Origin of the sequence: Corynebacterium pollutisoli (assembly GCF_900177745.1) — a bacterium.
Classification (GTDB): domain Bacteria; phylum Actinomycetota; class Actinomycetes; order Mycobacteriales; family Mycobacteriaceae; genus Corynebacterium; species Corynebacterium pollutisoli.
In genome coordinates, this window is the sequence record NZ_FXAR01000005.1 from 150,367 (window position 1) to 174,731 (window position 24,365).

Annotated in this window: 25 protein-coding genes; 2 read left to right on the forward strand and 23 right to left on the reverse strand. The window is 68.1% G+C overall.

The window, feature by feature from the left end; genetic code table 11:
* Positions 1-2: 2 nt before the first annotated feature.
* The 6 genes from B9Y70_RS08270 to B9Y70_RS08295 form a co-directional block, all read right to left on the reverse strand.
* On the reverse strand, positions 3-1,118 hold the full coding sequence (locus B9Y70_RS08270) for a cysteine desulfurase family protein (RefSeq protein WP_085549788.1): 1,116 nt from the start codon (positions 1,116-1,118) through the stop codon (positions 3-5).
* Positions 1,119-2,069 carry an electron transfer flavoprotein subunit alpha/FixB family protein gene (locus B9Y70_RS08275; protein ID WP_085549789.1) on the reverse strand — a complete coding sequence of 317 codons (951 nt, stop codon included), beginning with the start codon at positions 2,067-2,069 and terminating at the stop codon, positions 1,119-1,121. It abuts the gene before it with no gap.
* Positions 2,070-2,098: 29 nt separating this feature from the next.
* Positions 2,099-2,905 carry an electron transfer flavoprotein subunit beta/FixA family protein gene (locus B9Y70_RS08280; protein ID WP_085549790.1) on the reverse strand — a complete coding sequence of 269 codons (807 nt, stop codon included), beginning with the start codon at positions 2,903-2,905 and terminating at the stop codon, positions 2,099-2,101.
* Between the two features lie 79 nt (positions 2,906-2,984).
* Entirely contained in the window at positions 2,985-4,142 is a 1,158-nt protein-coding gene (locus B9Y70_RS08285) for a THUMP-like domain-containing protein (protein WP_085549791.1), read from the reverse strand.
* Positions 4,142-4,957, reverse strand: a complete 816-nt coding sequence (locus tag B9Y70_RS08290) for an NUDIX hydrolase (protein WP_085549792.1) — start codon at positions 4,955-4,957, stop codon at positions 4,142-4,144. Before B9Y70_RS08290 ends, B9Y70_RS08285 begins: the two co-directional genes overlap by 1 nt.
* A 57-nt stretch (positions 4,958-5,014) precedes the next feature.
* A complete protein-coding gene (locus B9Y70_RS08295; protein WP_085549793.1) occupies positions 5,015-5,875 on the reverse strand; it encodes an ABC transporter ATP-binding protein in 861 nt (286 codons plus the stop codon).
* 94 nt (positions 5,876-5,969) lie between these two features.
* Between B9Y70_RS08295 and B9Y70_RS08300 the strand changes: the two genes are divergently transcribed.
* Both B9Y70_RS08300 and glgB read left to right on the forward strand, forming a co-directional pair.
* Entirely contained in the window at positions 5,970-7,988 is a 2,019-nt protein-coding gene (locus B9Y70_RS08300) for a maltotransferase domain-containing protein (protein ID WP_085549794.1), read from the forward strand.
* A gap of 104 nt (positions 7,989-8,092) precedes the next feature.
* Positions 8,093-10,300, forward strand: a complete 2,208-nt coding sequence (glgB, locus tag B9Y70_RS08305; RefSeq protein ID WP_085549795.1) for a 1,4-alpha-glucan branching protein GlgB — start codon at positions 8,093-8,095, stop codon at positions 10,298-10,300.
* Positions 10,301-10,484: 184 nt separating this feature from the next.
* Here the strand turns inward: glgB and B9Y70_RS08310 are convergent, their stop codons facing one another.
* The 17 genes from B9Y70_RS08310 to prmC form a co-directional block, all read right to left on the reverse strand.
* Positions 10,485-11,396 carry a tetratricopeptide repeat protein gene (locus tag B9Y70_RS08310; protein ID WP_085549796.1) on the reverse strand — a complete coding sequence of 304 codons (912 nt, stop codon included), beginning with the start codon at positions 11,394-11,396 and terminating at the stop codon, positions 10,485-10,487.
* Between the two features lie 11 nt (positions 11,397-11,407).
* On the reverse strand, positions 11,408-11,704 hold the full coding sequence (locus B9Y70_RS08315) for a thiamine-binding protein (RefSeq protein WP_085549797.1): 297 nt from the start codon (positions 11,702-11,704) through the stop codon (positions 11,408-11,410).
* Positions 11,705-11,714: 10 nt separating this feature from the next.
* Positions 11,715-12,014, reverse strand: a complete 300-nt coding sequence (locus B9Y70_RS08320; protein ID WP_085549798.1) for a hypothetical protein — start codon at positions 12,012-12,014, stop codon at positions 11,715-11,717.
* Entirely contained in the window at positions 12,014-12,706 is a 693-nt protein-coding gene (gene nucS / locus B9Y70_RS08325; protein ID WP_085549799.1) for an endonuclease NucS, read from the reverse strand. Before nucS ends, B9Y70_RS08320 begins: the two co-directional genes overlap by 1 nt.
* A gap of 21 nt (positions 12,707-12,727) precedes the next feature.
* Entirely contained in the window at positions 12,728-13,192 is a 465-nt protein-coding gene (locus B9Y70_RS08330; RefSeq protein ID WP_085549800.1) for a DUF2550 domain-containing protein, read from the reverse strand.
* 371 nt (positions 13,193-13,563) lie between these two features.
* Positions 13,564-13,935: a F0F1 ATP synthase subunit epsilon gene (locus B9Y70_RS08335; RefSeq protein ID WP_085549801.1), complete on the reverse strand. Its 372-nt coding sequence runs from the start codon at positions 13,933-13,935 to the stop codon at positions 13,564-13,566.
* Between the two features lie 12 nt (positions 13,936-13,947).
* On the reverse strand, positions 13,948-15,393 hold the full coding sequence (gene atpD / locus B9Y70_RS08340) for a F0F1 ATP synthase subunit beta (RefSeq protein WP_085549802.1): 1,446 nt from the start codon (positions 15,391-15,393) through the stop codon (positions 13,948-13,950).
* Between the two features lie 3 nt (positions 15,394-15,396).
* Entirely contained in the window at positions 15,397-16,371 is a 975-nt protein-coding gene (locus B9Y70_RS08345; protein ID WP_085549803.1) for a F0F1 ATP synthase subunit gamma, read from the reverse strand.
* Positions 16,372-16,427: 56 nt separating this feature from the next.
* Positions 16,428-18,071: a F0F1 ATP synthase subunit alpha gene (atpA, locus tag B9Y70_RS08350; protein ID WP_085549804.1), complete on the reverse strand. Its 1,644-nt coding sequence runs from the start codon at positions 18,069-18,071 to the stop codon at positions 16,428-16,430.
* A 59-nt stretch (positions 18,072-18,130) separates the two neighbouring features.
* Entirely contained in the window at positions 18,131-18,949 is an 819-nt protein-coding gene (locus B9Y70_RS08355) for a F0F1 ATP synthase subunit delta (RefSeq protein WP_085549805.1), read from the reverse strand.
* Between the two features lie 5 nt (positions 18,950-18,954).
* Positions 18,955-19,524 carry a F0F1 ATP synthase subunit B gene (locus B9Y70_RS08360; protein ID WP_085549806.1) on the reverse strand — a complete coding sequence of 190 codons (570 nt, stop codon included), beginning with the start codon at positions 19,522-19,524 and terminating at the stop codon, positions 18,955-18,957.
* A 40-nt stretch (positions 19,525-19,564) separates the two neighbouring features.
* A complete protein-coding gene (locus B9Y70_RS08365; protein WP_085549807.1) occupies positions 19,565-19,804 on the reverse strand; it encodes an ATP synthase F0 subunit C in 240 nt (79 codons plus the stop codon).
* Positions 19,805-19,904: 100 nt separating this feature from the next.
* Entirely contained in the window at positions 19,905-20,702 is a 798-nt protein-coding gene (atpB, locus tag B9Y70_RS08370; RefSeq protein ID WP_085549808.1) for a F0F1 ATP synthase subunit A, read from the reverse strand.
* Positions 20,703-21,225: 523 nt separating this feature from the next.
* A complete protein-coding gene (locus B9Y70_RS08375) occupies positions 21,226-21,660 on the reverse strand; it encodes a Cg1360 family ATP-synthase-associated protein (RefSeq protein WP_085549809.1) in 435 nt (144 codons plus the stop codon).
* A gap of 32 nt (positions 21,661-21,692) precedes the next feature.
* Positions 21,693-22,868, reverse strand: a complete 1,176-nt coding sequence (locus B9Y70_RS08380) for an MraY family glycosyltransferase (protein ID WP_085549810.1) — start codon at positions 22,866-22,868, stop codon at positions 21,693-21,695.
* An 11-nt stretch (positions 22,869-22,879) separates the two neighbouring features.
* The gene (locus tag B9Y70_RS08385) at positions 22,880-23,539 is read right to left on the reverse strand and encodes an L-threonylcarbamoyladenylate synthase (protein WP_085549811.1); all 660 of its coding nucleotides are present in this window, start codon (positions 23,537-23,539) and stop codon (positions 22,880-22,882) included.
* Positions 23,540-23,543: 4 nt separating this feature from the next.
* Complete coding sequence (gene prmC, locus B9Y70_RS08390) at positions 23,544-24,365, reverse strand: peptide chain release factor N(5)-glutamine methyltransferase (protein WP_085549812.1); 822 nt, start codon at positions 24,363-24,365, stop codon at positions 23,544-23,546.

The window sequence follows — 24,365 nt, forward strand, 5'->3', positions numbered from 1 at the left end:
CATCAGCCGGCCATCCCCGCCAGACGGGCCCGTTCCACCGTGTCCGCGATCACCGCGAGCACCGCGTCGACGTCCTCCTCGGTCGACGTCCGCCCCACGGTGAACCGCACCGCGCCCCGCGCCACCCGCTCGGGGACGCCCATTGCCTCGAGGATGTGGCTCACCCGGTTGACACCGGCGGCGCAGGTGGAGCCGGTGGCGGCCTCGATGCCGGCGGCGTCGAGAAGCATGATGAGGCTGTCGCTCTCCGCCCCGGGGAAGGACAGGTGCAGGTGCCCCGGCAGCGCGGGTTCGGTGGTGTGGACCACCACGTCCTCCACCCGGGACAGGATCCCCGCGCGCAGTCGGTCGCGCAGCGCGGTGAGGCGCGCCTCCTCGGCGGCCATCTCCCCCACCGCCTCCTCGAGGGCGGCGGCCGTCGCCGCCGCCGTCGCCACGTCGAGGGTGCCCGGGCGGATCGCCCGCTCCTGCCCGCCGCCGAAGAGGATCGGCGTCGGGGCCGGGGAACGGCGGGCCAGCAGCAGCCCGCCGCTGCGCGGACCACCGAACTTGTGGGCGCTGGCCGCCAGGGTCGTGGCCCCCAGCTCCCGGAACGACACGGGCAGGTGGCCGACGACCTGAACGGCGTCGACGTGCACGGGCGTGCCCGCGGCGGCGGCCCGCTCGACGATCTGCGCCACCGGCTGGATGGCGCCCGTCTCGTTGTTGGCCCACATGCACGCGGCCAGGGCGGCCGGGGAGTCGAGGGCCGTGAGGTCACTGACCCGGCCGTCGGCGACGGGCAGCCACTCCACGTCGGCGCCGAGCGCCTGCACCGACTTGAGCACCGCCGAGTGCTCCAGCGGCGAGGCCACCACGCGGGTGGCGTCCGACGCCCGGTAGAGGCCCGTCACCGCGAGGTTGTCGGCCTCCGTACCGGAACCGGTGAAGATGACCTCGACGGGGTCGGCGTCGAGAAGCGAGGCGATGAGCTCGCGTGCATCGTCCAGCACCCGGCGGGCCGCGCGCCCGGCAGCGTACTGGCCGCCCGGGTTGAGCATGCCGGAGTGCTCCACCCACGCGTCAACAGCCACCTGCCGCATGGGCGAGGTGGCCGCGTGATCGAGAAAGTGACGCACCTACTGACGCGCCCTGATCTCGGAGATGAGCGCCGGGACCACCTCGAAGAGGTCACCGACGACGCCGAGGTCGGCGATCTGGAAGAGCGGGGCGTCCTCGTCGTTGTTGATCACGACGATCTTCTTCGCGGTCTGCATGCCGGAGGTGTGCTGGATCGCGCCGGAGACACCGAGGCCGATGTAGAGGTCCGGGGAGACGGTGACGCCGGTCTGGCCGATCTGGTACGCGCCGTCGTAGTACTCGAGGTCGACGATGTCGCGGGTGACGCCGACGGCACCGCCGAGGGCGTCGGCCAGCTCCTCGGCCAGGGCCATGCCCTCCTTCGAGCCGATGCCGCGACCAGCGGCGACGACGACCTTGGCGGCGGGCAGCTCCGGGCGGTCGCCGCGCACGGCCGGTGTGAACCCGGTGACGGTGACGTCCTTGGCGGTGGCACCCGGCAGGGCCAGGGCGGTGACGGTGCCGGCCCCGGCGACGGGGGCGGCCTCGACGGCACCGGGGCGCACGGTGTAGATCGGGCAGGCGCCGCCGACGGCGGCGGACACCTGGATCTGGTCGCCGAAGACGGACTGGGCGGCGGTACGGTCGGCGTTGATGCCGACGACGTCGCACAGCACGCCGGATGCCAGGCGCGCGGCGAGGCGACCGGCGATCTCGTTGCCGGCCGGGTCGGCGACCACGACGATCGGGCCCGGGGTGGTGGCGGCGAGGGTGTGCAGGGCGTCGACCTGCGGGAGGAGGAGACGCTCGGCGGCGTCGGCGGCCTCGGCGGCGACGATGGCGTCGGCGCCGGCGGCGGCCAGGGCCGGGGCGAGGGACTCGGTGACGCCGGGGGCGCCGACGACGACGGCCGTGACCTCACCCAGCGGACGGGCGGCGGTGATCAGCTCGGCGGTGACGGGGGCAACCTGGGAACCATCGTGCTCGACCAGGACGTAGACAGTGGACATGCTCATGCTCCTTATACGGGTCGAGGGGGTCAGAGGAACTTCTCGTCGGCCAGGAAGGCGGCCACCCGGGCGGCCGCGGCCTCGCCGTCGGCGCCGCCGATGACGTCACCCGCGGTGCGCTCGGGGCGTTGGGTGGCGGCGGTGACCGCGGTGGCGGAGTGCGCGAGGCCGACCTGGGCGGCGTCGACGCCGATGGCAGCGATGTCGAGCACGGTGATCTCGTGCTTCTTCGCGGCCATGAGCCCCTTGAAGTTGGGGAAGCGCGGCTTCGGTGCCTTGTCGGTGACGGAGATGATCGCCGGGAGCTGGGCGGAGAGCTCGTAGCGGCCGGCGGAGGTCTCGCGCACGGCGGTGACGGTCTGCCCGTCGAGCGCCACGGAGCGCACGCCGGTGAGGGCCGGGACCTGGCGGTACTCGGCGAGGATGCCGGGCAGCGCGCCCATGGCGCCGTCGGAGGAGGCGTTGCCCGCGACGATGAGGGCGACGTCGTCGGTGGCGGCGATGGTGTTGAGCGCGTTGGTCAGCGCCCAGGTGGTGCCCAGCAGGTCGGAGCCGGCGAGGGCGTCGTCGAGGAGGTGGACGGCGTCGTCGGCGCCCATGGCCAGGGCCTTGCGCAGGGTCTCGTCGGCGCCCGCCGGGCCCATGGTCAGCGCGATGACGCGGTAGCCGGCGTCCGGGTTGTCGTCCCGCAGCTGGAGGGCCTGTTCCATGGCGAACTCGTTGATCTCGTCGATGACGGAGTCGACGTTGACACGGTCCAGGGTGTGGTCGCCCTCGAGGGCCTTCCGGGACCAGGTGTCCGGAACATGCTTGACGAGTACCACGATCGCGGGCATCGGCAGTCACCTTTCTTGGGGGTGGGGGAAGTCTGCAGAGAGTCTACGCTAGGCCCCGCCCGTGCAACCAAGCCAACCCTTAGTTTCGGGCCGGCCGGTGCTCCCGCGGCCCGCACACGATCGCCACACCCTGGGTGCCGATCCGCGTGCACACCACCGCCGCCGGGCGCGAACCCCGGAGCTTCAGCTTCTTCCGCAGCACGTCCGGGTCGACGTCGACGCCGCGCACGAGGATCTCCAGCGAGCCCACGTCCGACCCCAGCGCCGCCTTGAGCTTCTTCAGCGGCACGATCTGCTCGACGGGGAATCCGCTGCGCCCGGCCGGGATGTCGTCGCCGGTGAGGTAGGCGATGCGCTCGTCGAGCATCCACAGCCCCTCCCGCGCGGCGTAGTGCCGCACGAGCCCGGCGCGCACGACCGCCCCGTCCGGGTCGATGAGGTAGCGCCCGGGTTCGCCCGCGCCGACGTCATCGGGCTGGGCGTCCGTGAGCCGGTCGACCTCCCCGCCGGAGATGACGATCGCCTCGCGCCGCTCACCGTCCGCCAGACCCGGGGTGTACAGGCACGCCTCCTTGACGCCGCCGTCCACCGACACGAGACTCACCAGCCCGTCCCAGTCGGAGAAGTCCAGCCCCGGCGCGCACTTGACGGCCAGTTCCTGGCCCGGCCACGCGGCGAGCAGGTCCGGCAGCGGCGGCAGCAGTTGGTCGGGATGCGTGATGCGGCGTCCCCCGGCCCGCCGCGCGGGGTCCGCCACGATGGCGTCCGCTCCCCTGCTCGCCGGCACGGTCGCGTCCGCCCGCACGAGCCACGCGTCGGCCCCCAGGTTGTGCCGGGCCATCGCCAGCCGGACCGGGTCCAGGTCGCTGCCCAGGTAGCGCCCGCTTATCGACGCCCCCTCCGTCCCCACCGAGCACGTCACATCATGGATGAGCGCGTCCGCGCCCAGCACGCGCCGCAGGCGGGCGGCGCGCTGCGCCGCCACCACCTGCGGCGTCGCCTGCTGGGCGGCGTCGAGGTCGGTGAGCCAGTCGGCGGGGAACTTGCCGTGCGCGGTGGCCGAGCGGCGGGCCTGGGCCAGCTCGGTGACGGCCCGGCCGTGCTCGCCGAAGCGGGCGCGGAGCACGGCGACGTCGTCAAGCAGGGAGGAACGGGTGAACGCCAGGCCGGCGGTGGCGGCGGCGATGTCGTCGGTGTGGGTCGCGAGGAAGGCGACCTCGTCGAGGGTGTAGGCCATCAGAAGTTCGGGCGGATCCGGTCGACCCAGGCGGTGGTGAAGTACTCGGCGTAGCGCGGATCATCGACCGGGTCGCCGACGACCGGGGTGAGATCGGCCGCATCCGCCCCGGCGAGCGCCTCGGCGGCGGTGGGGAACTGGGCGAGGAAGCTCAGCTGCGCCCACGTCGGGATGGCGAGGCGGACGAGGCCGTGCCGCCAGCCGTCGAGAAGCAGCTGGGGCGGGAACCAGCCCGCGTCATCGGCCTCCGAGGTGTCACCGTCCGGGGACTGACCGCGCGGCGCGACGGCGACGAAGGAGACGGTGTCGAACCAGTGCAGGTCCTTCCAGCCACCGACCCAGCGGGCCCACGGGCGCGCCAGGTCCGAGCACACTCGCAGGTCACGGCGGGTGAGCATGTCCGTCAGCGAGATCCGGTGCGAGATGAGGTCGACGCGGTCCTGGTGGTACGGGGTGACGTCGGTGATGGGGGTCCCGTCCCCGTGGACCGCCAGCAACGTGCCCGTCTCCTCGAAGAGCTCACGCACCCCGGCGAAGACGACGGCGTGGGTCTGCTCGGGGCTCAGGCCCAGGCGCGCCGCGAGCTCCTCCACGGGCTGCCCCGTCCACAGGTCCGAAGTGTCCCACGTGCCCGCGGGGAAATCACGGTGGTCGACGCCGCCGCCCGGGAAGACGGTCATGCCCGGGTAGTTGCGCATCGTCGACACCCGCTCCTGTGCCCACACCTGCAGGCCCTGGTCCGAGTCGCGGACGAGGATGATGGTGGTGGACAGCCGGGCCTGGTCGTAGCCGGTGGGCGCCTTGCGCTGGGGCACAGCTGTGCACCTCCTTCTCGACGGTGGGGGCGGGTGTACCGACAGTCTAGGCGCGTGTCAGGAACGGCGCCTCTGACGACGCCGCGTGCGGCGCGCGAAGTAGCGCTCGCCGATGCGGGAGACCTCGATCGGCTGATGGAAGGCCTTCGACAGGTTCTCGCTGGTCAGGACGGTGTTGATGAGGCCCTGGGCGACGACCTCGCCCTCGTCGAGAAGCATCGCGTGGGTGAAGCCGAAGGGGATCTCCTCGACGTGGTGGGTGATCATGACGATCGCCGGGGCGTCCGGATCCATCGCCAGATCACCGAGGTACCCGACGAGATCCTCCCGGCCACCGAGATCCATGCCCGCGCCCGGCTCGTCGAGGATGAGCAGCTCCGGGTTGGTCATGAGCGCGCGGGCGACGAGGACGCGCTTGCGCTCACCCTCCGACAGGGTGCCCCACGTGCGGTCCTGCAGGTGGTACGCGCCGACCTGGTCGAGGATCTCGTTGGCCTGCTCGAAGTCGATCTCCTCGTACTCCTCCCGCCAGCGGCCCAGCACGGCGTAACCGGCCGACACCACGAGATCCCCCACCTTCTCGTCCGGCGGGATCCGGTTGCCCAGCGCCGAGGAGGACACACCGATCGAGGCGCGCAGATCGCGCATGTCCGTGCGGCCCAGCTGCTCCCCCATGACGAAGGCACGGCCCGAGCTGGGGAACTCCTCGGCGGCGGCCATCCGGATGAGGGTGGTCTTGCCGGCGCCGTTGGGGCCGATGATCACCCACCGCTCATCCAGCTCCACCTGCCAGGTGACGGGGCCGACGAGATTGCGTCCCCCACGCTTGAAGGTCACGTCGCGGAAATCAACCAGCAGGTCCCCGGACGTCTCGGCGGAATCGGCGGTCTGGGCATTGAAGTCAGTCACATCCCCCATTGTGGCCGATTTTGTGCGTCCCCTGTGGAACTGACACAGCTGGACTAGGCTCGTTGGGGTAATTCCAACCCCTGAAATGTGGAAGGTGAAACACATGACCGGTCGACTCGGAATCGATGACGTCCGCCCCCAGATCACCGGGCGCCTGTACCCCGCCAAGGCCGTTGTCGGAGAGGTCATCCCCGTCACCGCACTGGCATGGCGGGAAGGGCACGACGCCATCGCGGCGACGCTCAACGTCACCCCGCCCGAGGGCGAGACCGTCGCCATCCACATGACCACGGACCCGGACAACCAGGACCGTGTCCACGGTGTGTTCGTCCCGGACGCCCCCGGCCTGTGGACCTTCCGCGTCGACGCCTGGTCCGACGTGTTCGCCACCTGGCGCAACGCCGTGACCAAGAAGATGGACGCCGGCCAGTCCGCCGCCGAGCTGGCCAACGACCTCGCCCACGGCGCCGACCTGTTCGACAAGGCCGCCGAGGCCGCCCCGGACTCCGTGTCCGGCGTGCTGGTCGACGCCGCCTCGGCCCTGCGCAACGAGGACCTCAGCGTGGGTCGCCGCGTCGAGATCGGCCTGTCCGAGGTCGTCACCGCCGTCCTCCACCGCCACCCGCTGCGCGAGCTGCTCACCCACGGCCCGGTCTGCGAGGTCCTCGTCGAACGCCGCGGCGCCCTCGTCAGCTCCTGGTACGAGCTGTTCCCCCGCTCCACCGGCGGCTGGGACGAGCACGGTAACCCGGTCCACGGCACGTTCGAGACCACCGCCGCCGCCCTCGAGCGCGTGGCCAAGATGGGCTTCGACACCGTCTACTTCCCCCCGATTCACCCCATCGGTGAGATCAACCGCAAGGGCCGCAACAACACCCTCACCCCGGAGCCGCACGACGTCGGCTCCCCGTGGGCCATCGGCTCCAAGGCGGGCGGCCACGACGCCGTCCACCCGGAGCTGGGCACCGAGGAGGACTTCTCCGCCCTCCTCGCCCGCGCCGAGGAGCTGGGCCTGGAGATCGCCCTCGACCTCGCCCTGCAGGCCGCCCCCGATCACCCGTGGGCCACCGACCACCGTGACTTCTTCACCGTCCTCGCCGACGGCACCATCGCCTACGCCGAGAACCCGCCGAAGAAGTACCAGGACATCTACCCGATCAACTTCGACAACAACCCGACCGCGGTGTACGACGAGATCTACCGCGTCGTCATGCACTGGGTCGACCTGGGCGTGCGCACCTTCCGCGTGGACAACCCGCACACCAAGCCGGCCAACTTCTGGGAGTGGCTGATCAACAAGGTCCACGAGACCGACCCGGACGTCATCTTCCTCGCCGAGGCCTTCACCCGCGCCCCGCGACTCTACGGCCTGGCCAAGCTCGGCTTCTCGCAGTCCTACACCTACTTCACGTGGAAGACCTCGAAGGAGGAACTGACCCAGTTCGCCTCCGAGATCCGCGACGCGGCCGACTACTCGCGCCCCAACCTGTTCGTCAACACCCCGGACATCCTCCACGAGTCCCTGCAGGTCGGCGGCCGCGCCATGTTCGCCGTCCGCGCCACCCTCGCGGCCACCATGTCCCCGCTGTGGGGCGTGTACTCCGGCTACGAGCTCTACGAGCACGAGCCGGTCGCCCAGGGCTCCGAGGAGTACCTCGACTCCGAGAAGTACGAGCTGCGCCCCCGCGACTTCGAGGGTGCCCTGGCCTCCGGTGACTCCCTCGAGCCGTACCTGACGCTGCTCAACCACATCCGCCGCGAGAACCCGGCCCTGCAGCAGCTGCGCAACCTGCACTTCCACGACGTCGACAACGATCAGATCCTGGCCTACTCCAAGGTCGACCCGGTCACCGGCAACGTCGTGCTCGTGGTGGTCAACCTGGACACCTACCACACCCAGGCCGGCACCGTGCACCTCGACCTCGCGGCCCTCGGCCAGCACCCGGGTGCGACCTTCCCGGTCCACGACGCCGTCACCGGCGCCACCTGGACCTGGGGTGAGCACAACTACGTCCAGCTCACCCCCGAGGTCGACGTCGCCCACATTCTCGTCCTGCCGACGGTTGCCGCTGATCAGCGTGAGCCGCTCGCCTGGCGGAATGTCACCGATTACCGCGCCTGACCGCCCTCTGCCGCCCGGTTCACTCCTGTAGCGTCAGGAGTGTGACCGGGCGGTGCAACACCACCCCGATAAACCGATCAACCTTCCACCTGCGAGGTACAGCCATGCACGACGCCTATGGGCTCGACCAGAAACTGCTCATCCCGGACGCGGACCTGGAGCGCCTGCGTAACTGCAGCCACCACGCGCCCCACGACTTCTACGGATGGCACGCCGTCGAGGGCGGTTCCGTCATCCGCACCCGCCAGCTCGGAGCGGTCCGCGTGGACGTCCTCATCCACAACGAGGCCCGTGAGGCCACCCCGATCGGTGACGACATCTGGGTCCTGGGCCTGCCGGACATCTACACCCCGGACTACCGTCTGCGCATCACCTGGCCGGACACGGAGCCGGTCGTCATGGCCGACCCCTACGCCTTCCTGCCCACCCTGGGCAGCCTGGATCTGCACCTCATCTCCGAGGGCCGCCACGAGCGCCTGTGGGATGTCCTCGGCGCCAACGTCCGCTCCTACGAGACTGCCCTGGGCACCGTGAAGGGCACCTCCTTCGCCGTGTGGGCCCCCAACGCCATCGGTGTCGCCGTCGTCGGTGACTTCTGCGCCTGGAACAGCAACCAGTACCCGATGCGTTCCCTCGGTTCCTCCGGCGTGTGGGAGCTGTTCATCCCGGAGATCGGCGCGGGCGACACCTACAAGTTCGCCATCCAGACCAAGGAGGGTCACCGCCGCGACAAGGCCGATCCGCTGGCGAAAGGCACCCTGGCCCCGCCGGAGACCACCTCCGTCGTCGTCGACTCCCGCTACGACTGGACCGACGGTGACTGGATCCGCCAGCGCTCCGAGGCCGACATCATCAACGGCCCGATGTCCATCTACGAGGTGCACCTGGGTTCCTGGATGGTGGGCAAGGGATACAAGGAGCTCACCACCGAACTGGTCGACTACGTCGCCGAGCAGGGCTTCACCCACGTCGAGCTCATGCCCGTCGCCGAGCACCCCTTCGGCGGCTCCTGGGGTTACCAGGTGTCCGGCTACTACGCCCCGACCGCCCGCTGGGGCGACCCGGACGAGCTGCGTGCCCTCATCGAGGCGTTCCACAACCGGGGCATCGGCGTCATCGTCGACTGGGTGCCGGCGCACTTCCCCAAGGACGACTGGGCCCTGGCCCGCTTCGACGGCCCGGCCCTCTACGAGCACCCGGACTGGCGCCGCGGTGAGCAGAAGGACTGGGGCACCTACGTCTTCGACTTCGGTCGCCGTGAGGTCCGTAACTTCCTCGTCGCCAACGCCCTCTACTGGATCGAGGAGTTCCACATCGACGGCCTGCGCGTCGACGCCGTCGCCTCCATGCTCTACCTCGACTACTCCCGCGAGGACGGCGAGTGGGAGCCCAACCAGTTCGGTGGCCGCGAGAACCTCGAGGCGGTGCAGTTCCTCCAGGAGATGAACGCCACCGTCCACCGCGCGCACCCGGGCGTGCTCACCATCGCCGAGGAGTCCACCTCCTGGCCGGGTGTCACCGCCCCCACCGAGCACGGCGGCCTGGGCTTCTCCCTCAAATGGAACATGGGCTGGATGAACGACACCCTCGAGTACTTCAAGCTCGACCCGGTTCACCGCAAGTACCACCACAACGACATCACCTTCTCGTTGATCTACGCCTACTCCGAGAAGTTCGTCCTCCCCTTCTCCCACGACGAGGTCGTCCACGGCAAGGGTTCCCTGTGGGGCCGCATGCCGGGCGACGACTGGAACAAGGCCGCCGGCCTGCGCGCCCTCTACGGCTACATGTTCTCCCACCCGGGCAAGAACCTGCTGTTCATGGGCCAGGAGTTCGGCCAGACCGGCGAGTGGGACGAGGCCTACTCCATCGACTGGTCCAACCTCGAGGGCTGGGGCCACGAGTACCACCAGGGCATCAAGGATCTGGTCAAGGACATCCACTGGGTGTACCGCTCCAGCCCGGCCCTGTACTCCCAGGACCACGACTCCCGTGGTTTCCAGTGGATCAAGGGCGACGACGCCGCCAACAACCTCCTCGCCTACGTGCGCTGGGGCAACGACGGCTCCGCCCTGCTGTCGGTGATCAACCTCTCCGGCACCTCGCAGCCCGCCTACAAGCTGGGTATCCCGCGCGCCGGTGACTGGGAGCTCGTGCTCAACACCGACGACGCCAAGTACGAGGGCGCCGGCAACCATCTCGAGCAGGTCGTCTCCACCGCGGACGAGGGCTGGGACGGTCAGGAGCACTCCCTGACCCTGCACATCCCCGCCAACTCCGTGCAGTGGTACCGCCACCGCGGCGGCTGGTAGGACGCTTATCGACGCCCGCCCCCTCGCCGTTTCCCGGCGAGGGGGCGGTTGTTCGCGTATCTGCGCCGGGGCCCCGTATCCCTACCCCGGTATCCCCACCCCGGGTCCCGTGCCTCCGGGGTCGCCGAACCCCGGTATCACCACCCTCCCGGGGTAGGGATACCGGGGTTGCCCGAAACGGCCCTTAGAACAGGGCCGACGCCATCTTCGTGCGGGCGGCGGTGACGCGGGGATCGGCGGCGTCGAACAGCGCGAAGAGTTCGACGAGGCGATCGCGCACGCGGGCCTTCTCCCCCGGCTGCGCGGTCATGAGGCCGATGAGGCGGTCGAAGGCGCGCTCGGGGGCACCGGCGACCATCTCGGCGTCGGCGGCGCGGAACTGCTTCTCGACGTCCCCCGGGGCGGCGTCGGCGGCCGCGATCGGGTCTTCGGTCTGGTTGACCGGGTCGAGGCGCTTGAGCAGCCTGGCGGTGTCACGCGCCTGGGTGATGTTGGTGTCCCCGGGGGTCTCGGCGAGGATCTCGTCGTAGACGGCGATGGCGGCGTCAAAGTCACCGGTGTTGAGGGCGGCGAGCGCAGCCTCCAGGCGCGGGTCCTCGGGCTCCTCCTCGGCAGGTGCCTCCTCCAGGCCGGAGAGCTGGGGGCCGACCTGCTCGACGAGGGAGTCGACCCAGGAGCGCAGGGCGTCGAGGGGCTGGCCACCCTCGAACTGGGTAAGCGGGCGACCGCCGCCGAGGGCGATGACGGTGGGCAGCATCTGCACGCCGAAGGCCTGGGCGACGGCCGGGGTGGCGTCGGCGTCGGCGTAACCGACGATGAACGTGCCGCCGGCGGCGGTGGCCAGCGCCTCGAGGTCGGTGCGCAGCTGCTCGGACTCGGGGCTGCGCGGGGTGCCGACGAGCACCACCACCGGCACCTGCGTCGACCGGCGGACGATCTCGACCTCGAAGTTCTCCGGGGTGACGGTGATGAACGGGGCAGGTCCGGATCCGGCGGGGCGGGCGGCGGCCGCGGCGGCCTGCTCACGGGCCTCGGCGCGGGCCTTGACCTCCCCGAGGTCGATGGCTCCGGAGACGTAACGGTGCTGGTTGTTCACTCAAAAACTCCTTACAGATGCTTCTCCAGCGAGGACACCTTCTGGTGCAGCTGGTCCTGGTGGCCCGGGCGGATGTCGGCCTTGAGCACCAGGGACACGCGCGGGGAGACCTCCGCGACGGCGAGGGTGGCGCGCTTGACCACGTCCATGACCTCGTCCCACTCCCCCTCGACGAGGGTGAACATGGCGTTGGTCTCATTCGGCAGGCCGGATTCCCGGACGATGCGGACGGCCCGGGCGACGGCGGCGGACATCTCGGCGTCCGGGGTCTCGGTGACCGCGGGCGCCACTGAAAAGGCGATGATCATGCCCACCAGGCTACCGCCTGTCCCAGCAGTGGCGGTGCCAGTGTCGACGGTCGTCGGCACCCCGGCCGGTGTCCCGGGGCCAGGCGACGATGTGGGCCACTCCCGGCGGGATGTTGTTGTTGCACGCGGGACACACGTAGAACTTCGTCGCGGCGTGGCTGCCCATGTGCCGGAACAGGTACATCTCCCCCTGCGCCCAGCCCGGCCCCTCGACGGCCTGGGTGCCGTAGAAGGCCGCGCCGTCGCGGGGCAGCTCCCGGGGTTTTTTCGCTTCCCGACGCCCACCCCGCCGCTGATTACGCCGCGGCATCAGAACAGACGGAGTTCGTCGGACTCGATGCCCCGCAGCGCCTGGTAGTCGAGGGTGAGGCAGCGGATGCCGCGGTCCTCGGCGAGCAGTCGGGCCTGGGGCTTGATCTCCTGGGCGGCGAACACGCCGCTCACCGGGCGCAGCAGTTCATCGCGGTTGAGCAGCTCGAGGTAGCGGGTGAGCTGCTCGACGCCGTCGATCCCACCCCGACGCTTGACCTCCACGGCGACGGTGGCTCCGTCGGCGTCGCGGGCCAGCAGGTCCACCGGGCCGATGGCCGTGGGATACTCACGGCGCACGAGGGAGTAGCCCTCACCCAGGGTGCCGATGTGCTCGGCCAGCAGCTCCTGCAGGTGCGCCTCGACGCCGTCCTTGACCAGACCCGGGTCGGTGCCGAGATCGTGGTTCGTCTCGTGGTGGACCTGCTCGATGGTGATGCGCAGCTGCTCCCCCTTGGGGTTCTCGACGATCCACAGCTGCTCGCCGGTGTCCTCGTCATCGATGTCCTTGATGGAGGTCTCGGTGAGCGAGCACGGCGGGGTCATCCAGTTGAGGGGCTTGTACGCCCGGTCGTCGGCATGGACGGACACGGAGCCGTCCGCCTTGATCATGAGCAGGCGGTCCGCCATGGGCAGGTGCGCCTCCAGGCGGCCGACGTAATCCACGGAGCAACGGGCGATGACTAAACGCATGCAGACCACCCTAGCCGGGAGTCACTTCCCGTTCTTCCCCCGGGTGATCCTGTTACGCAGCGCCACGTGGTCGATGCGCTCGTGGCGGATGTCGGGCGCGGACTCCACCCAGGCCGTCAGCGCCATGAGGCCGTGCGTGTCGAGGGCGATCTCGTAGTGCGTACCGTCGTCACACAGCGTGGCCACCGACAGGTGCTCGTCCATGAACTTCTTCTCCTCGGCCGTCAGCGTCCGCGGCTCATGGAAATCGAGGTGCTGCCGGTTGAACACCTGGTCCGCCATCGGGGAGATCGAGCGCAGTTTGAAGTACTCCAGGTCGTCGCCGTTGTAGCGGATGGTGCCGTGCCGCCAGCCGTGGACCCCTGAGGCCGGCAGACGGCGCAGGAGTATCGACTGTCCTCGGGACCGCAGCGTGAGGAAGCGCCAGATGGCCAGCAGAATGGCCAGCACAATGAGCGATACCAGGGCCCAGAAGACAAACTCCACAGACGCACACCTTTCGTGACGGTTAAGGGATTATTCTAGTCCCCGCCCGGGGATTTACGAAGTGAGGTTACCCGCCCCCGTATCGGGCGCGGAAATGCGCGGACCCCGGGGCCCGCCAGCCGGCGGACCACCCGGGGTCCACTTCTCCTCCGGGGTCGTTCCCGGTGGAGCATGTCCGATCACTGTAACGCACGTCACTTCCGGTCGTCAAGAGGGAGATCGCCGGTACGTTCCCCGGAATCCGGGCCCCCGTGAACGGCTTACGTACCGGCTATCGCCCGGAGGGGGCGTCGATAAGCGAAAAGACCGGCACCCGCCAGCAGGAAGCTGGCGGGTGCCGGTCTGAGAGAGGTAGAGGCGGCGCCTCGGATTTAGCCCTCAGCCTTGCGGCGCACGGCGTTGAGCGAAGCCTCTGCGCGGGCGCGCACGGACTCGTCCTCGTCCTGCAGCTGGGACTCGGCCTGCGAGGCGTCAACCTCGTCGGCCCAGATCGCGTAATCCGCGAGGATGGTGACCTTCTCCGGGGAGACGGAGAGGAAGCCACCCTGCACGCCGGCGACGAGCCTGTCGCCGTCGGTCGGACGGATGGTCACGACGCCGTTCTCGCGCAGCTGCCCGAGCATCGGCTCGTGACCCGACAGCACGCCGATCTCACCCTCAGTGGTCTGCGCGGTGACGATGCTGGCCGTACCCGACCAGAGCATGCGCTCCACGGCAACCAGTTCAACGGTGATGTCAGCCATGTGCGTCTCCTCCTACTTACCGGTGATCTTCTTGTATGCAGCCTCGACGTCGTCCAGGCCACCCAGACCGTTGAAGGCCTGCTCCGGGTAGTGGTCGAAGTCACCGTTGCAGATGCGGTCAAACGCATCGATGGTGTCGGCCAGCGGAACGTAGGAACCCGGCAGACCGGTGAACTTCTCGGCAACGAAGAAGTTCTGGCCCAGGAAGCGCTCGAGACGACGAGCACGCTGGACGGTGATCTTGTCCTCCTCGGACAGCTCGTCCATACCGAGGATGGCGATGATGTCCTGGAGTTCCTTGTTCTTCTGGAGGATACCGATGACGCGCTGAGCCACGTTGTAGTGACGCTCACCGACGATCGACGGCTCGAGGATACGAGAGGTCGAGGTCAGCGGGTTCACGGCCGGGTAAATACCCTTGGAGGCGATACCACGGTCGAGCTCGGTGGTGGCATCCAGGTGGGCGAAGGTGGTCGCCGGGGCGGGGTCGGTGTAGTCATCGGCAGGGACGTAAACGGCCTGCAGAGAGGTGATCGACTTACCCTTGGTCGAGGTGATTCGCTCCTGGAGGACACCCATCTCGTCAGCCAGGGTCGGCTGGTAACCCACGGCGGAGGGCATACGACCCAGCAGGGTCGAGACCTCGGAACCGGCCTGGGTGAAACGGAAGATGTTGTCGATGAACAGCAGAACGTCCTGGTTCTGCACGTCGCGGAAGTACTCGGCCATGGTCAGGCCGGACAGGGCGACACGCATACGGACTCCCGGCGGCTCATCCATCTGGCCGAACACGAGGGCGGTGTCCTGGAGAACTCCCATCTCCTCCATCTCGAGGAAGAGGTCGGTGCCCTCACGGGTGCGCTCGCCGACGCCGGCGAACACGGAGGTACCGGAGAACTCACGCGCGATACGGGTGATCATCTCCTGGATCAGAACGGTCTTGCCGACACCGGCACCACCGAACAGACCGATCTTGCCGCCCTTGACGTACGGGGTCAGCAGGTCGATGACCTTGATGCCGGTCTCCAGGATCTCGGTCTTACCCTCGAGCTGGTCGAATGCCGGCGGCTCGCGGTGGATGCCCCACTGCTCGCCGTCGCGGCCGAGGCCCGGCTCATCGAGGCAGTCACCGAGGGCGTTGAACACGTGGCCCTTGACGACGTCGCCGACTGGAACAGAGATCGGCTTGCCGGAGTCCGCGACCTGGGCGCCGCGAACGAGGCCGTCGGTCGGCGCCATGGAGACGGCGCGGACGAGGTTATCACCGAGGTGCTGGGCAACCTCGAGGGTGATGGTCTTGGCGACTGCTTCGAGGGTGACCTCGACAGTCAGTGCGTTGTACAGGGCCGGCAGTTCGCCGCGCGGGAACTCCACGTCGACGACCGGACCAATGACACGCACGACACGGCCGGCGGTGGACGCCTGCTGTGCGTTCTGCTCTGCGAGAGCTGTAGTCATTTTCTAGTCACTTTCTCCGCTTTCGGCGAGCGCGCCAGCGCCACCGACGATCTCTGTGATTTCCTGGGTGATCTGTGCCTGACGGGCCTGGTTGGCCACGCGCGACAGGTCCTTGACCAGTGCCGACGCGTTGTCAGTCGCAGACTTCATGGCGTTACGGCGCGATGCGGACTCGGCTGCGGAAGCCTCGAGGAACATCGCGAACAGACGACGCGAGACGTACTTCGGCAGAAGCGCGTCCATGAGCGAGTCTGCATCCGGCTCGAACTCGACGTCCGGCCCGATCTCGCCGCCGGTATCCTGCATGGACTCACCGGTGTTGAGCTCATCCTCGCGGATGACAGGCTCGATCGGCAGCAGCTGGTGCGCCACCGGAACCTGGGACAGCATGGAGACGAACTCGGTGTACACCACGTGCACCTGGTCGAAGCCACGGACCGGCTGGTCGTCGGAGTTGACGCCTGCGCGGAACTTGGCCTCGCCCTTGGAGCCGGCGTTGAAGCCCTCGATGAGGTGGTGGCGGACGTCGTGGGTGGCGTCCCAGGACGGATCCTGCGAGAAGCCGGTCCACTGGCCCGCGACGAAGTCATCGCGGAACTTGTAGTAGCCGACGGCCTTGCCACCGGTCACGTAACGGACGACCTCGTAGCCGGCTTCCTCGAGCTTCTTCTGCAGCTCGGCAGCCTTCTTGAAGACGTTGTGGTTGTAGCCACCGGCCATGCCGCGGTCAGAAGAGACCACGAGGATGGCGGCCACGTTGCCGTCTTCACGCTCGTGCAGCATCGGGTGGTCGAGCGAACTCGCCGACGCCAGACGCTCCATCATGTCGGACAGCTCCTGCGCGTACGGCAGGGATGCCTCGACCTTGGCCTGAGCCTTGGTGATGCGCGAGGTGGCGATCAGCTCCTGAGCCTTGGTGATCTTCTTGGTCGAGTTGACGGACCGGATACGGTCACGCAATTCGCGAAGATTAGCCATGGTTCACACTCCTCCCTTCGTTATTGTTGACGGTTTCGACAGTGGGCATCGAAGCCCTACTTCTTGGCCGTCTTGCGGGGGACGGTGAGCTGGGTCTTCTTGTGGTCAGCCTCGGACAGTGCGTCGACCTCCGGCTCATTGATGACCGGGCGGCCGTCAGTGGTCTGGAAGGACTTCGCGAAGTCGTCGTTGGCGGCCAGCAGAGCAGCCTGGGACTCGTCGGACAGAGCGGCGCCGCCGGCGATCTGGTCGTAGACCTCCGGGTTGTTGGCGCGGATGTACTCGTGCAGCTCGGTCTCGTAGCGGCGGACGTCCTCGACGGGAACGACGTCGAAGGCACCCTCACCGGCGAGCCAGATCGAGATGATCTGGTACTCGACGGCCTGCGGGGAGTTCTCGGCCTGCTTGAGCAGCTCGACGAGACGCTGGCCACGCTCCAGCTGAGCCTTGGATGCAGCATCCAGGTCAGAGGCGAAGGTGGCGAAAGCCTCGAGGTCACGGTAGGCGGCGAGGTCCAGACGCAGGGAACCTGCGACCTTCTTCATGCCCTTGGTCTGTGCGGCACCACCGACACGGGAGACGGAGACACCGACGTTGATGGCCGGACGGACACCCTGGTTGAACAGGTCGGACTCGAGGAAGACCTGGCCGTCGGTGATGGAGATGACGTTGGTCGGAATGAAGGCCGACACGTCGTTCGCCTTGGTCTCGATGATCGGGAGGGCGGTGATGGAACCGGCACCCATGTCGTCGGACAGCTTGGCGGCGCGCTCCAGCAGACGGGAGTGCAGGTAGAACACGTCACCCGGGTATGCCTCGCGGCCCGGCGGGCGGCGCAGCAGCAGGGAGATCGCACGGTAGGCCTCGGCCTGCTTCGTCAGATCATCGTAGATGACCAGGACGTGGTTGCCCTGGTACATCCAGTGCTGAGCCAGGGCGGCACCGGTGAACGGGGCCAGCCACTTGAAGCCGGCGGAGTCGGATGCCGGAGCAGCCACGATGGTGGTGTACTCCAGGGCGCCGTGCTCCTCGAGGGTCTTGCGGACCGCTGCGATGGTGGAGCCCTTCTGACCGATGGCGACGTAGACACAGCGGACCTGCTTGGTCTTGTCGCCGGACTCCCAGTTCGCCTTCTGGTTGAGGATGGTGTCGATGCAGACCGCGGTCTTACCGGTCTTACGGTCGCCAATGATCAGCTGGCGCTGACCACGACCGATCGGGGTCATCGCGTCGATGGCCTTGATACCGGTGGCCAGCGGCTCCTCGACGGGCTGACGCTGCAGCACGGAGGGGGCCTGCAGCTCGAGAACGCGGTTCTCCTCAGCTGCGATGGCGCCCAGACCGTCGATGGGCTGTGCCAGGGGGTTGATTACTCGGCCGAGGAACTCCTCGCCGACGGGGATGGAGAGGACCTCACCGGTCCGCTTGACCTCGTCGCCCTCGGCGAGGGTCTCGAAGTTACCCAGCACAACGACACCCACGGTGTCGGTGTCAAGGTTCTGTGCGACGCCGATGACGCCGTTCGGGAACTCAAGCAGCTCATTCGCCATGACCGACGGGAGGCCCGAAACCTGGGCAATACCGTCAGCTGCCGAAATGACCACGCCGACCTCCTCACGGGAGGCCTCCGCGGAGTAGCTCGAGGTGTAGTTCGCTATCGCGCTACGGATCTCATCGGAGGAGATCGTCAGCTCCGCCATGTTCTTCCTGCTCTCGGTTGTATCTTCCAGCATATTTTTATTTCGTCTGTAGTCGTGTCTTACGCGAGGTTCGCGCGGAGTTTGGCGAGCTTGCCCGCCAGGCTGCCGTCGATGATCTCGTCGTCGACGCGGATGGTCATGCCACCGAGGAGGCTGGGGTCAACCTCAGAGTGGATGGACATCGCACGACCGTAAATTCGTCCCAGCTTGTCGGCGAGCGCCGCCTGCTGGCCCTCGTTCAGCTGCTCGGCAGAGACGACGTGTGCCACGGAACGGCCCTGCAGCTGGGCTGCGGTGCCGACCAGGTTGGCGATGTCGTCGATCGGGTTCTTCTCGGGGCGGCCGATGACCTGAAGCGCGAGCGCCTCGGTGATCATGTTGACCTTGCCGTACAGAACACTTGCGAGCAGGCCACGCTTGCGTGCCGGGTCCGCAGCCTTGTCGGAGAGGAGCTGGGTCAGCTCGCCCTCACGGTCCAGGACGCGGGAAAGTCGGAACAGTTCGTCCTCGACCTGGCCCAGCTGGCCCTGCTTCTCGGCACCGCGCAGAAGGGCGCGGCGGCCGAGCTCGACAAGTCCGGTACGGAACTGGCGCGGGGTGGACCACTGCTGAGCGGCTGCCTCGTTGAGCACCGAGAGGGTGCTGTCGGAGACCTTGCCGCCGAAGATGGTCCGGATGACACCCGTGCGTCGCTCGGCGGTCGAGGCGGGATCCGCGACGGCGACGCGCAGGGTGCGGTCGCGGTCGAGGGCGTCGACGACGTCGAAAAGCTCGGTTCCGGTCTGGGCTGCGGTGGCGACGGCGTCACCCGCACCGTGGACGAGACCGTCCAGGTGGGACTCGACCGTTGCTAGTGCTTCGCGGCTCGCTGCGTGCATGGCGCTCACTTTCCTGCCGGTGCCACGGTGTCCAGGTCGGACAGGAAGGAGTCGATCGTGCCGGAGCGCTTGGTGGCGTCGGAAAGCTCGCCACCGAGCAGACGCTCAGCAAGGTTGATCGAGTTCTGTCCCATCTCCTGGCGAAGCTCTGCGACGACCTGCTCACGCTGGGCCAGCAGCTGCTTCTCACCGGATGCGATGATGCGGTTGCTCTCCTCGGTGGCCTGTGCCTTCATCTCAGCCTCGATCAGCTTGCCCTTCTCGCGGGCCTGCTCACGGATCTCGGCTGCCTCGGCACGTGCTTCGGCGAGCTGCGCGTTGTACTTCTCAAGTGCGGCCTTGGCCTCGGCCTGTGCGGCCTCGGCGCGCTGAATGCCACCCTTGATCCGGTCCTCACGCTCGGTCAGGACCTCCTGGAACTTCGGAAGCACGAACTTCCAGAAGATCAGCAGGATAACGACGAGCGGAATGATGGACCAGACGATGTCGTAGGCCTTGGGCAGGAGGATGGAGTTGCCGCCCTCCAGGGGAAGCGTCTCAGCCTCCTGCGCAAGGTAGTAAATGACGTTCGTCATGAGTCTCCAGTCTTAAAGGGGTGTGGTTTCCGCTCGGAATTTAGAACAGGAAGCCGGCGACCAGGCCGATGAGGGCCAGGGCCTCAACGAAGGCGATGCCCAGGAACATGGTGGTACGCAGCTGGCCGGCCATCTCGGGCTGGCGAGCCATGCCCTCGAGTGCCTTGCCGACGAGGATGCCGATGCCCAGGCCCGGGCCGATGGTTGCCAGGCCGTAGCCGATGGTGCCGAGGCCGGAGAAGGTGGTCTCGGAAGCCTGTGCCAGGATGATCTCGTTCATGAAAGTCGTTCCCTTTCTTGGTGCCCGGTCCTGTCAACCGGGACTTCAGGTGGTGATTGAAGTGGGGTTATTCAGTTGGCCGCGTGAGGTTCGCAGCTTGTCAGTGAGAGTCCGCGTGCAGCGAGAGTTCGATGTACACCGCGACCAGCAGAGCGAAGATGTACGCCTGCAGGAAGATGATGATGCACTCGTACAGAGTGAACGCGATAGCGGCGAGGATGGTCACACCGGACATCGCGGTCCAGCCGTTCAGCTGCCAGAAGAAGAAGTTCGTGGCGGAGTACAGCAGAACCAGAATGAGGTGTCCCGCGAGGAAGTTCGCCATGAGACGAAGTGCGAGAGTGACCGGCCGCATGATGAACGTCGAGAAGAACTCGATCGGCACCACCAGGAGGTGGAGAACCGGAGGAAGGTTGGGAATGACCACCGAAGACTTCATGAACTTGCCGAAGCCGTAACGCTTGGAGCCGGCGTAGATCATGGCGACATAACCGAAGAGCGCGAGGACGATCGGGAAACCGATACGCGCGTTCGGGGAGATGTTCAGACCCGGGATGATCGTCGGGATGTTGAACGCCAGGACGGCGAAGAAGATGGTGGCGATGACCGGCAGGAACCGGCGGCCCTCCTTCTTGCCCAGGATGTCCTCGGCGATGTGCACCCGGACGAAATCCAGTGCGAGTTCTGCGAAGTTCTGCAGGCCTGACGGAACCAGCTTCGGGTTCCGGAAGGCGACAAGGAAAAGGACCGCCAGAAGGATCGTCATGAGAATTCTGACGAGCATCAGTCGGTCCAGTGCGAACCACCCGTTTGCGATGTCCGCAAACAGAATGTGGCCGTAGTATTGCCCCGGGAAAAATTCAGGATCCAGTTCGGGTGCGTGGAATTCGCCCCTCATGGCCAGTGTTGTAACGCTCAGCGTTCTCTCCCGTGTTCGGGCCGTGTGTGGACGTTGCAGTCCCACACGGTGCGATGGACGTCTGAAAAACTCTTTCCGGCACCGCCTCGGACTCCGTCGCACATCAGCGAGGGCGGTGACAGGGGATGAACCACGAACCTGCCGCAGCACCCTCCTGTGGATCGCACATGAGGGCACATTGACCGTGCCGGGGTAACCCGCAGGACAGCTTATCAGGGTCCCCCCGGATTCTCGCGCAGCGCCCCAATATGTTTCCTGACGTGGCGCGATACCCCGCCGACGACGCCCCCGCATCGGCCCGAAAATGGCCCGTATCGGCAGTTTTAGACCCTGCTGTAAGGTCGGTCACACGAGTTCCCGGCAGGGGGAGATTCCCCCCTCGCCCACCCCCGAAATGACGACAACCTCCCTGCCCACTCCCCCTGTTGTGGGCAGGGAGGCCGTGCCATCGTGTCATGGCGGTCTCCCGGCTGTGCTCTGTCGACTGCTTGTCGACGCCGCGTCAGTTGACGTAGGTCACTTTCGCGGTGATGACCCCCCACACCTCGGTGGCCAGGACCACGATGAGCGCGAGGATGAGGGTGACCAGCAGCGCCATGCGGTCGTAGAACTCCATGTCCCGGATGATCGCCAGGATGATGATGAGCACGACGATCTTGAGCAGCCAGCTGCCCAGGACGACCGCGCCGGTGGTGGCGGGGTTCGTCGAGGACGTGAAGAGCACGCTGGCGGCGGTCATGAGGACGAAGCCGCCGCCGATGGCGGCGCCGATGAGGACACCCCAGATGCCGGGCAGGTCACGCATGCCGCCCCACACTGCCAGCGAGATGACCGTGAGAATGGCCAGGGCGATCGAGCCGAAACGCACGGCGCGTAGGAGCGGGCGGCGCGGATCGTCGTACTCGGAGCGTTCGGGTGTGGTGTCAGGAGTAGTCACGCCCCCGGATACTACCTGTCCCCCACCCGGCGTCAGGACGTGGGATCGATGTGGACGACCACACGCGTCGGCGGGGACTGTCGTCCCAGCTTGCCGGCCCGCACGGGGCCGAGGGTGAACAGGAACGCGACGATGAGGAGGATGAGGGTGCCGGCGACGGCCACGCGGGCGGGAACGACGGAGAAGCTCACCGCACCCAGGGCGACGACGCTGACCCACATGTAGAGCACGAGCACGGTGCGGCGGTGGGTGTGGCCCAGCGACAGCAGGCGGTGGTGGAGGTGGAGTTTGTCCGCGGCGAAGGGCGACTGGCCGTTCGCCAGGCGGCGCACGACCGCCAGGACAAGGTCCAGGACCGGAACGAAGATGGCCGCGGCCACGACGATGATGGGGCTCATGAGCGCGACGATGTCGGCGGTGCCGTAGAGGGACATGTTGATCTTGCCCGAGGCGGACGTCGCGGACGCCGCCAGGAGCAGGCCGATGAGCAGGGAGCCCGAGTCGCCCATGAAGATGCGGGAGGGTTCGAAGTTGTGGGGCAGGAAGCCCAGGCACATGCCCACCAGGCCCGCGGCCATGATGGCCGGCGGGTAGGCGGAGACGGCGCCGCCCTGGTCGTGGAGGACGGTGAGGGAGAAGATGAGGATCGCGCCCCCGGCGATCATGCCCAGCCCGGCCGCCAGCCCGTCGAGGCCGTCGACGAAGTTGATGGCGTTCATCAGTGCCACGGTGAAGATCGTGGTGGCGATCGTGGCCTGGATCTGGTCGAGCACCACCGTCGTGCCGTCCCCGACGGGCAGGTAGAGCAGGGTCCACGACAGGCCCAGCACGCTCATGATGATGGCCGCCAGGATCTGGCCGATGAGCTTGGTCACGGCGTCGAGGTCGTAGAGGTCGTCGAGGATTCCGACGAGCACGATGGCGAAGGCCGCCCACACCACCGCGTTCATCTCCGGCGTGATGGGCATGAACCCCCTGGTCAGTGCCGGGAGCTGGTTGGCCAGGAAGACGGCGGCGAGGAACCCGGAGAACATCGCCACCCCGCCGAGGCGCGGCGTGGGCTGGGTGTGCACGTCGCGCTGCCGGATCTCGGCGACCTTGCCGGAGCGCACCATGACGGAGCGGACGATGCCCGTGGCGAGGTAGGTGATCGTCGCTGCCACGAGGATCACCAGGCCGAGTTCGCGCAGCGGGACGCCGGCTCCCATGTCGTGCCTGCCTAGGGGCGGGTCCGCAGGACCTCGGGGTCCACGCCGATGACCTCGCCGATGCGCTCGGCGCTCAGCGCCCCTTCGCGCAGGAGGTAGGGGGTGGGTCCGGAGAGATCGATGATGGTCGAGGGCTTGCCGATCGGGGTCTCTCCCCCGTCGAGGTATACCGACACGGCGTTGCCGAGCTGCTGCTTGGCGGCGATGGCGGTGGTCGGCGGCTCGTGGCCGGAGATGTTGGCGGAGGACACGGCCATGGGGCCGACCTCGCGGAGCAGCTCGATGGCCACCGGGTGCAGCGGCATGCGCAGCATGACGGTGCCGCGGGTGTCGCCGAGGTTCCACGGCAGCGAGGGAGCCTGCGGGACGACGATGGACAGCCCACCCGGCCAGAACGCCTTGACCAGGGACTCGGTCATCGGCGGGTACTCGCGCACGAGGCCGCGGATGGTGTCCCAGGAGCCGACGAGCACCGGCACGGGCATGTCCGGCCCGCGGCGCTTGGTGGCCAGGAGGGTGGCCACGGCCTGGTTGTCGAAGGCGTCGCAGCCGAGGCCGTAGAGCGTGTCGGTGGGCAGCACGACCAGGCGGCCGCTGCGCGCGGCGTCGACGGCCGCGCTGATGCCCTCCGCACGGGAGGTCTCGTCAGCACAGGAGTAGATGCGGCTCATGGGGTTACACCTTACTCGCCGTGACAAACCGCGCCCGACCGGTCAGGTCCCGCAGGACCGCGATGTCGCGGAAACCGCCGTGAGCGGCGACGACGTCCTGCACGGCCCGGGAGGTCGTGTCGTCGTGTTCGATGCCGACCTGCCCGCCCGGGCGGAGCAGGGCGTGGATGGTCGGCAGGAAGGCGTCGATGACGTCCATGCCGGTGGCGCCGGCGAACACCGCCTGCGGCGGGTCGGCGTAGACCTCCCGGTCGAGGTCGGGGGTCTCGGGGACGTACGGCGGGTTCGTCAGCACGAGGTCGACGGTGCCGTGCCACTGACCCAGCAGGGTCGGATCGGTGACGTCCCCCTGGATCATCCGTGCCGTGCTGCCCTCCGCATTGCGGCGGGCGTAGCTCAGCGCCTCATCGTGTAACTCGACGCCCACCACCTCCGCTCCCGGAACCTCGTGGGCGACGTAGAGCGCCAGCGCCCCGGAGCCGGTGCACAGGTCGACGACCCGGGGCGAGGGGACGTCGACAAGCTGGCGCACGCCCCAGTCCGCGAGGACCTCGGTCTCGGGGCGGGGGATGAACACGCCGGGGCCGACGGCCAGGTCGAGAGCCCCGAAGGGCGCGACCCCGAGGATGTGCTGGAGAGGTTCGCGCCGCTCGCGGCGGGCGACCATCTCCTCGAAGCCCGCGGGGATCTCGTCGCGGAACGCGACGTCGAGGGGCCCGCAGCCGAGCAGGTGCGCGGCGATGAGGCGGGCGTCGACAAGCGGGGACGGGACGCCGGCGCGGCGGAGGCGCTCCGCGGCGTCGGCAAGCGCGGCGCGGAGCGCCAT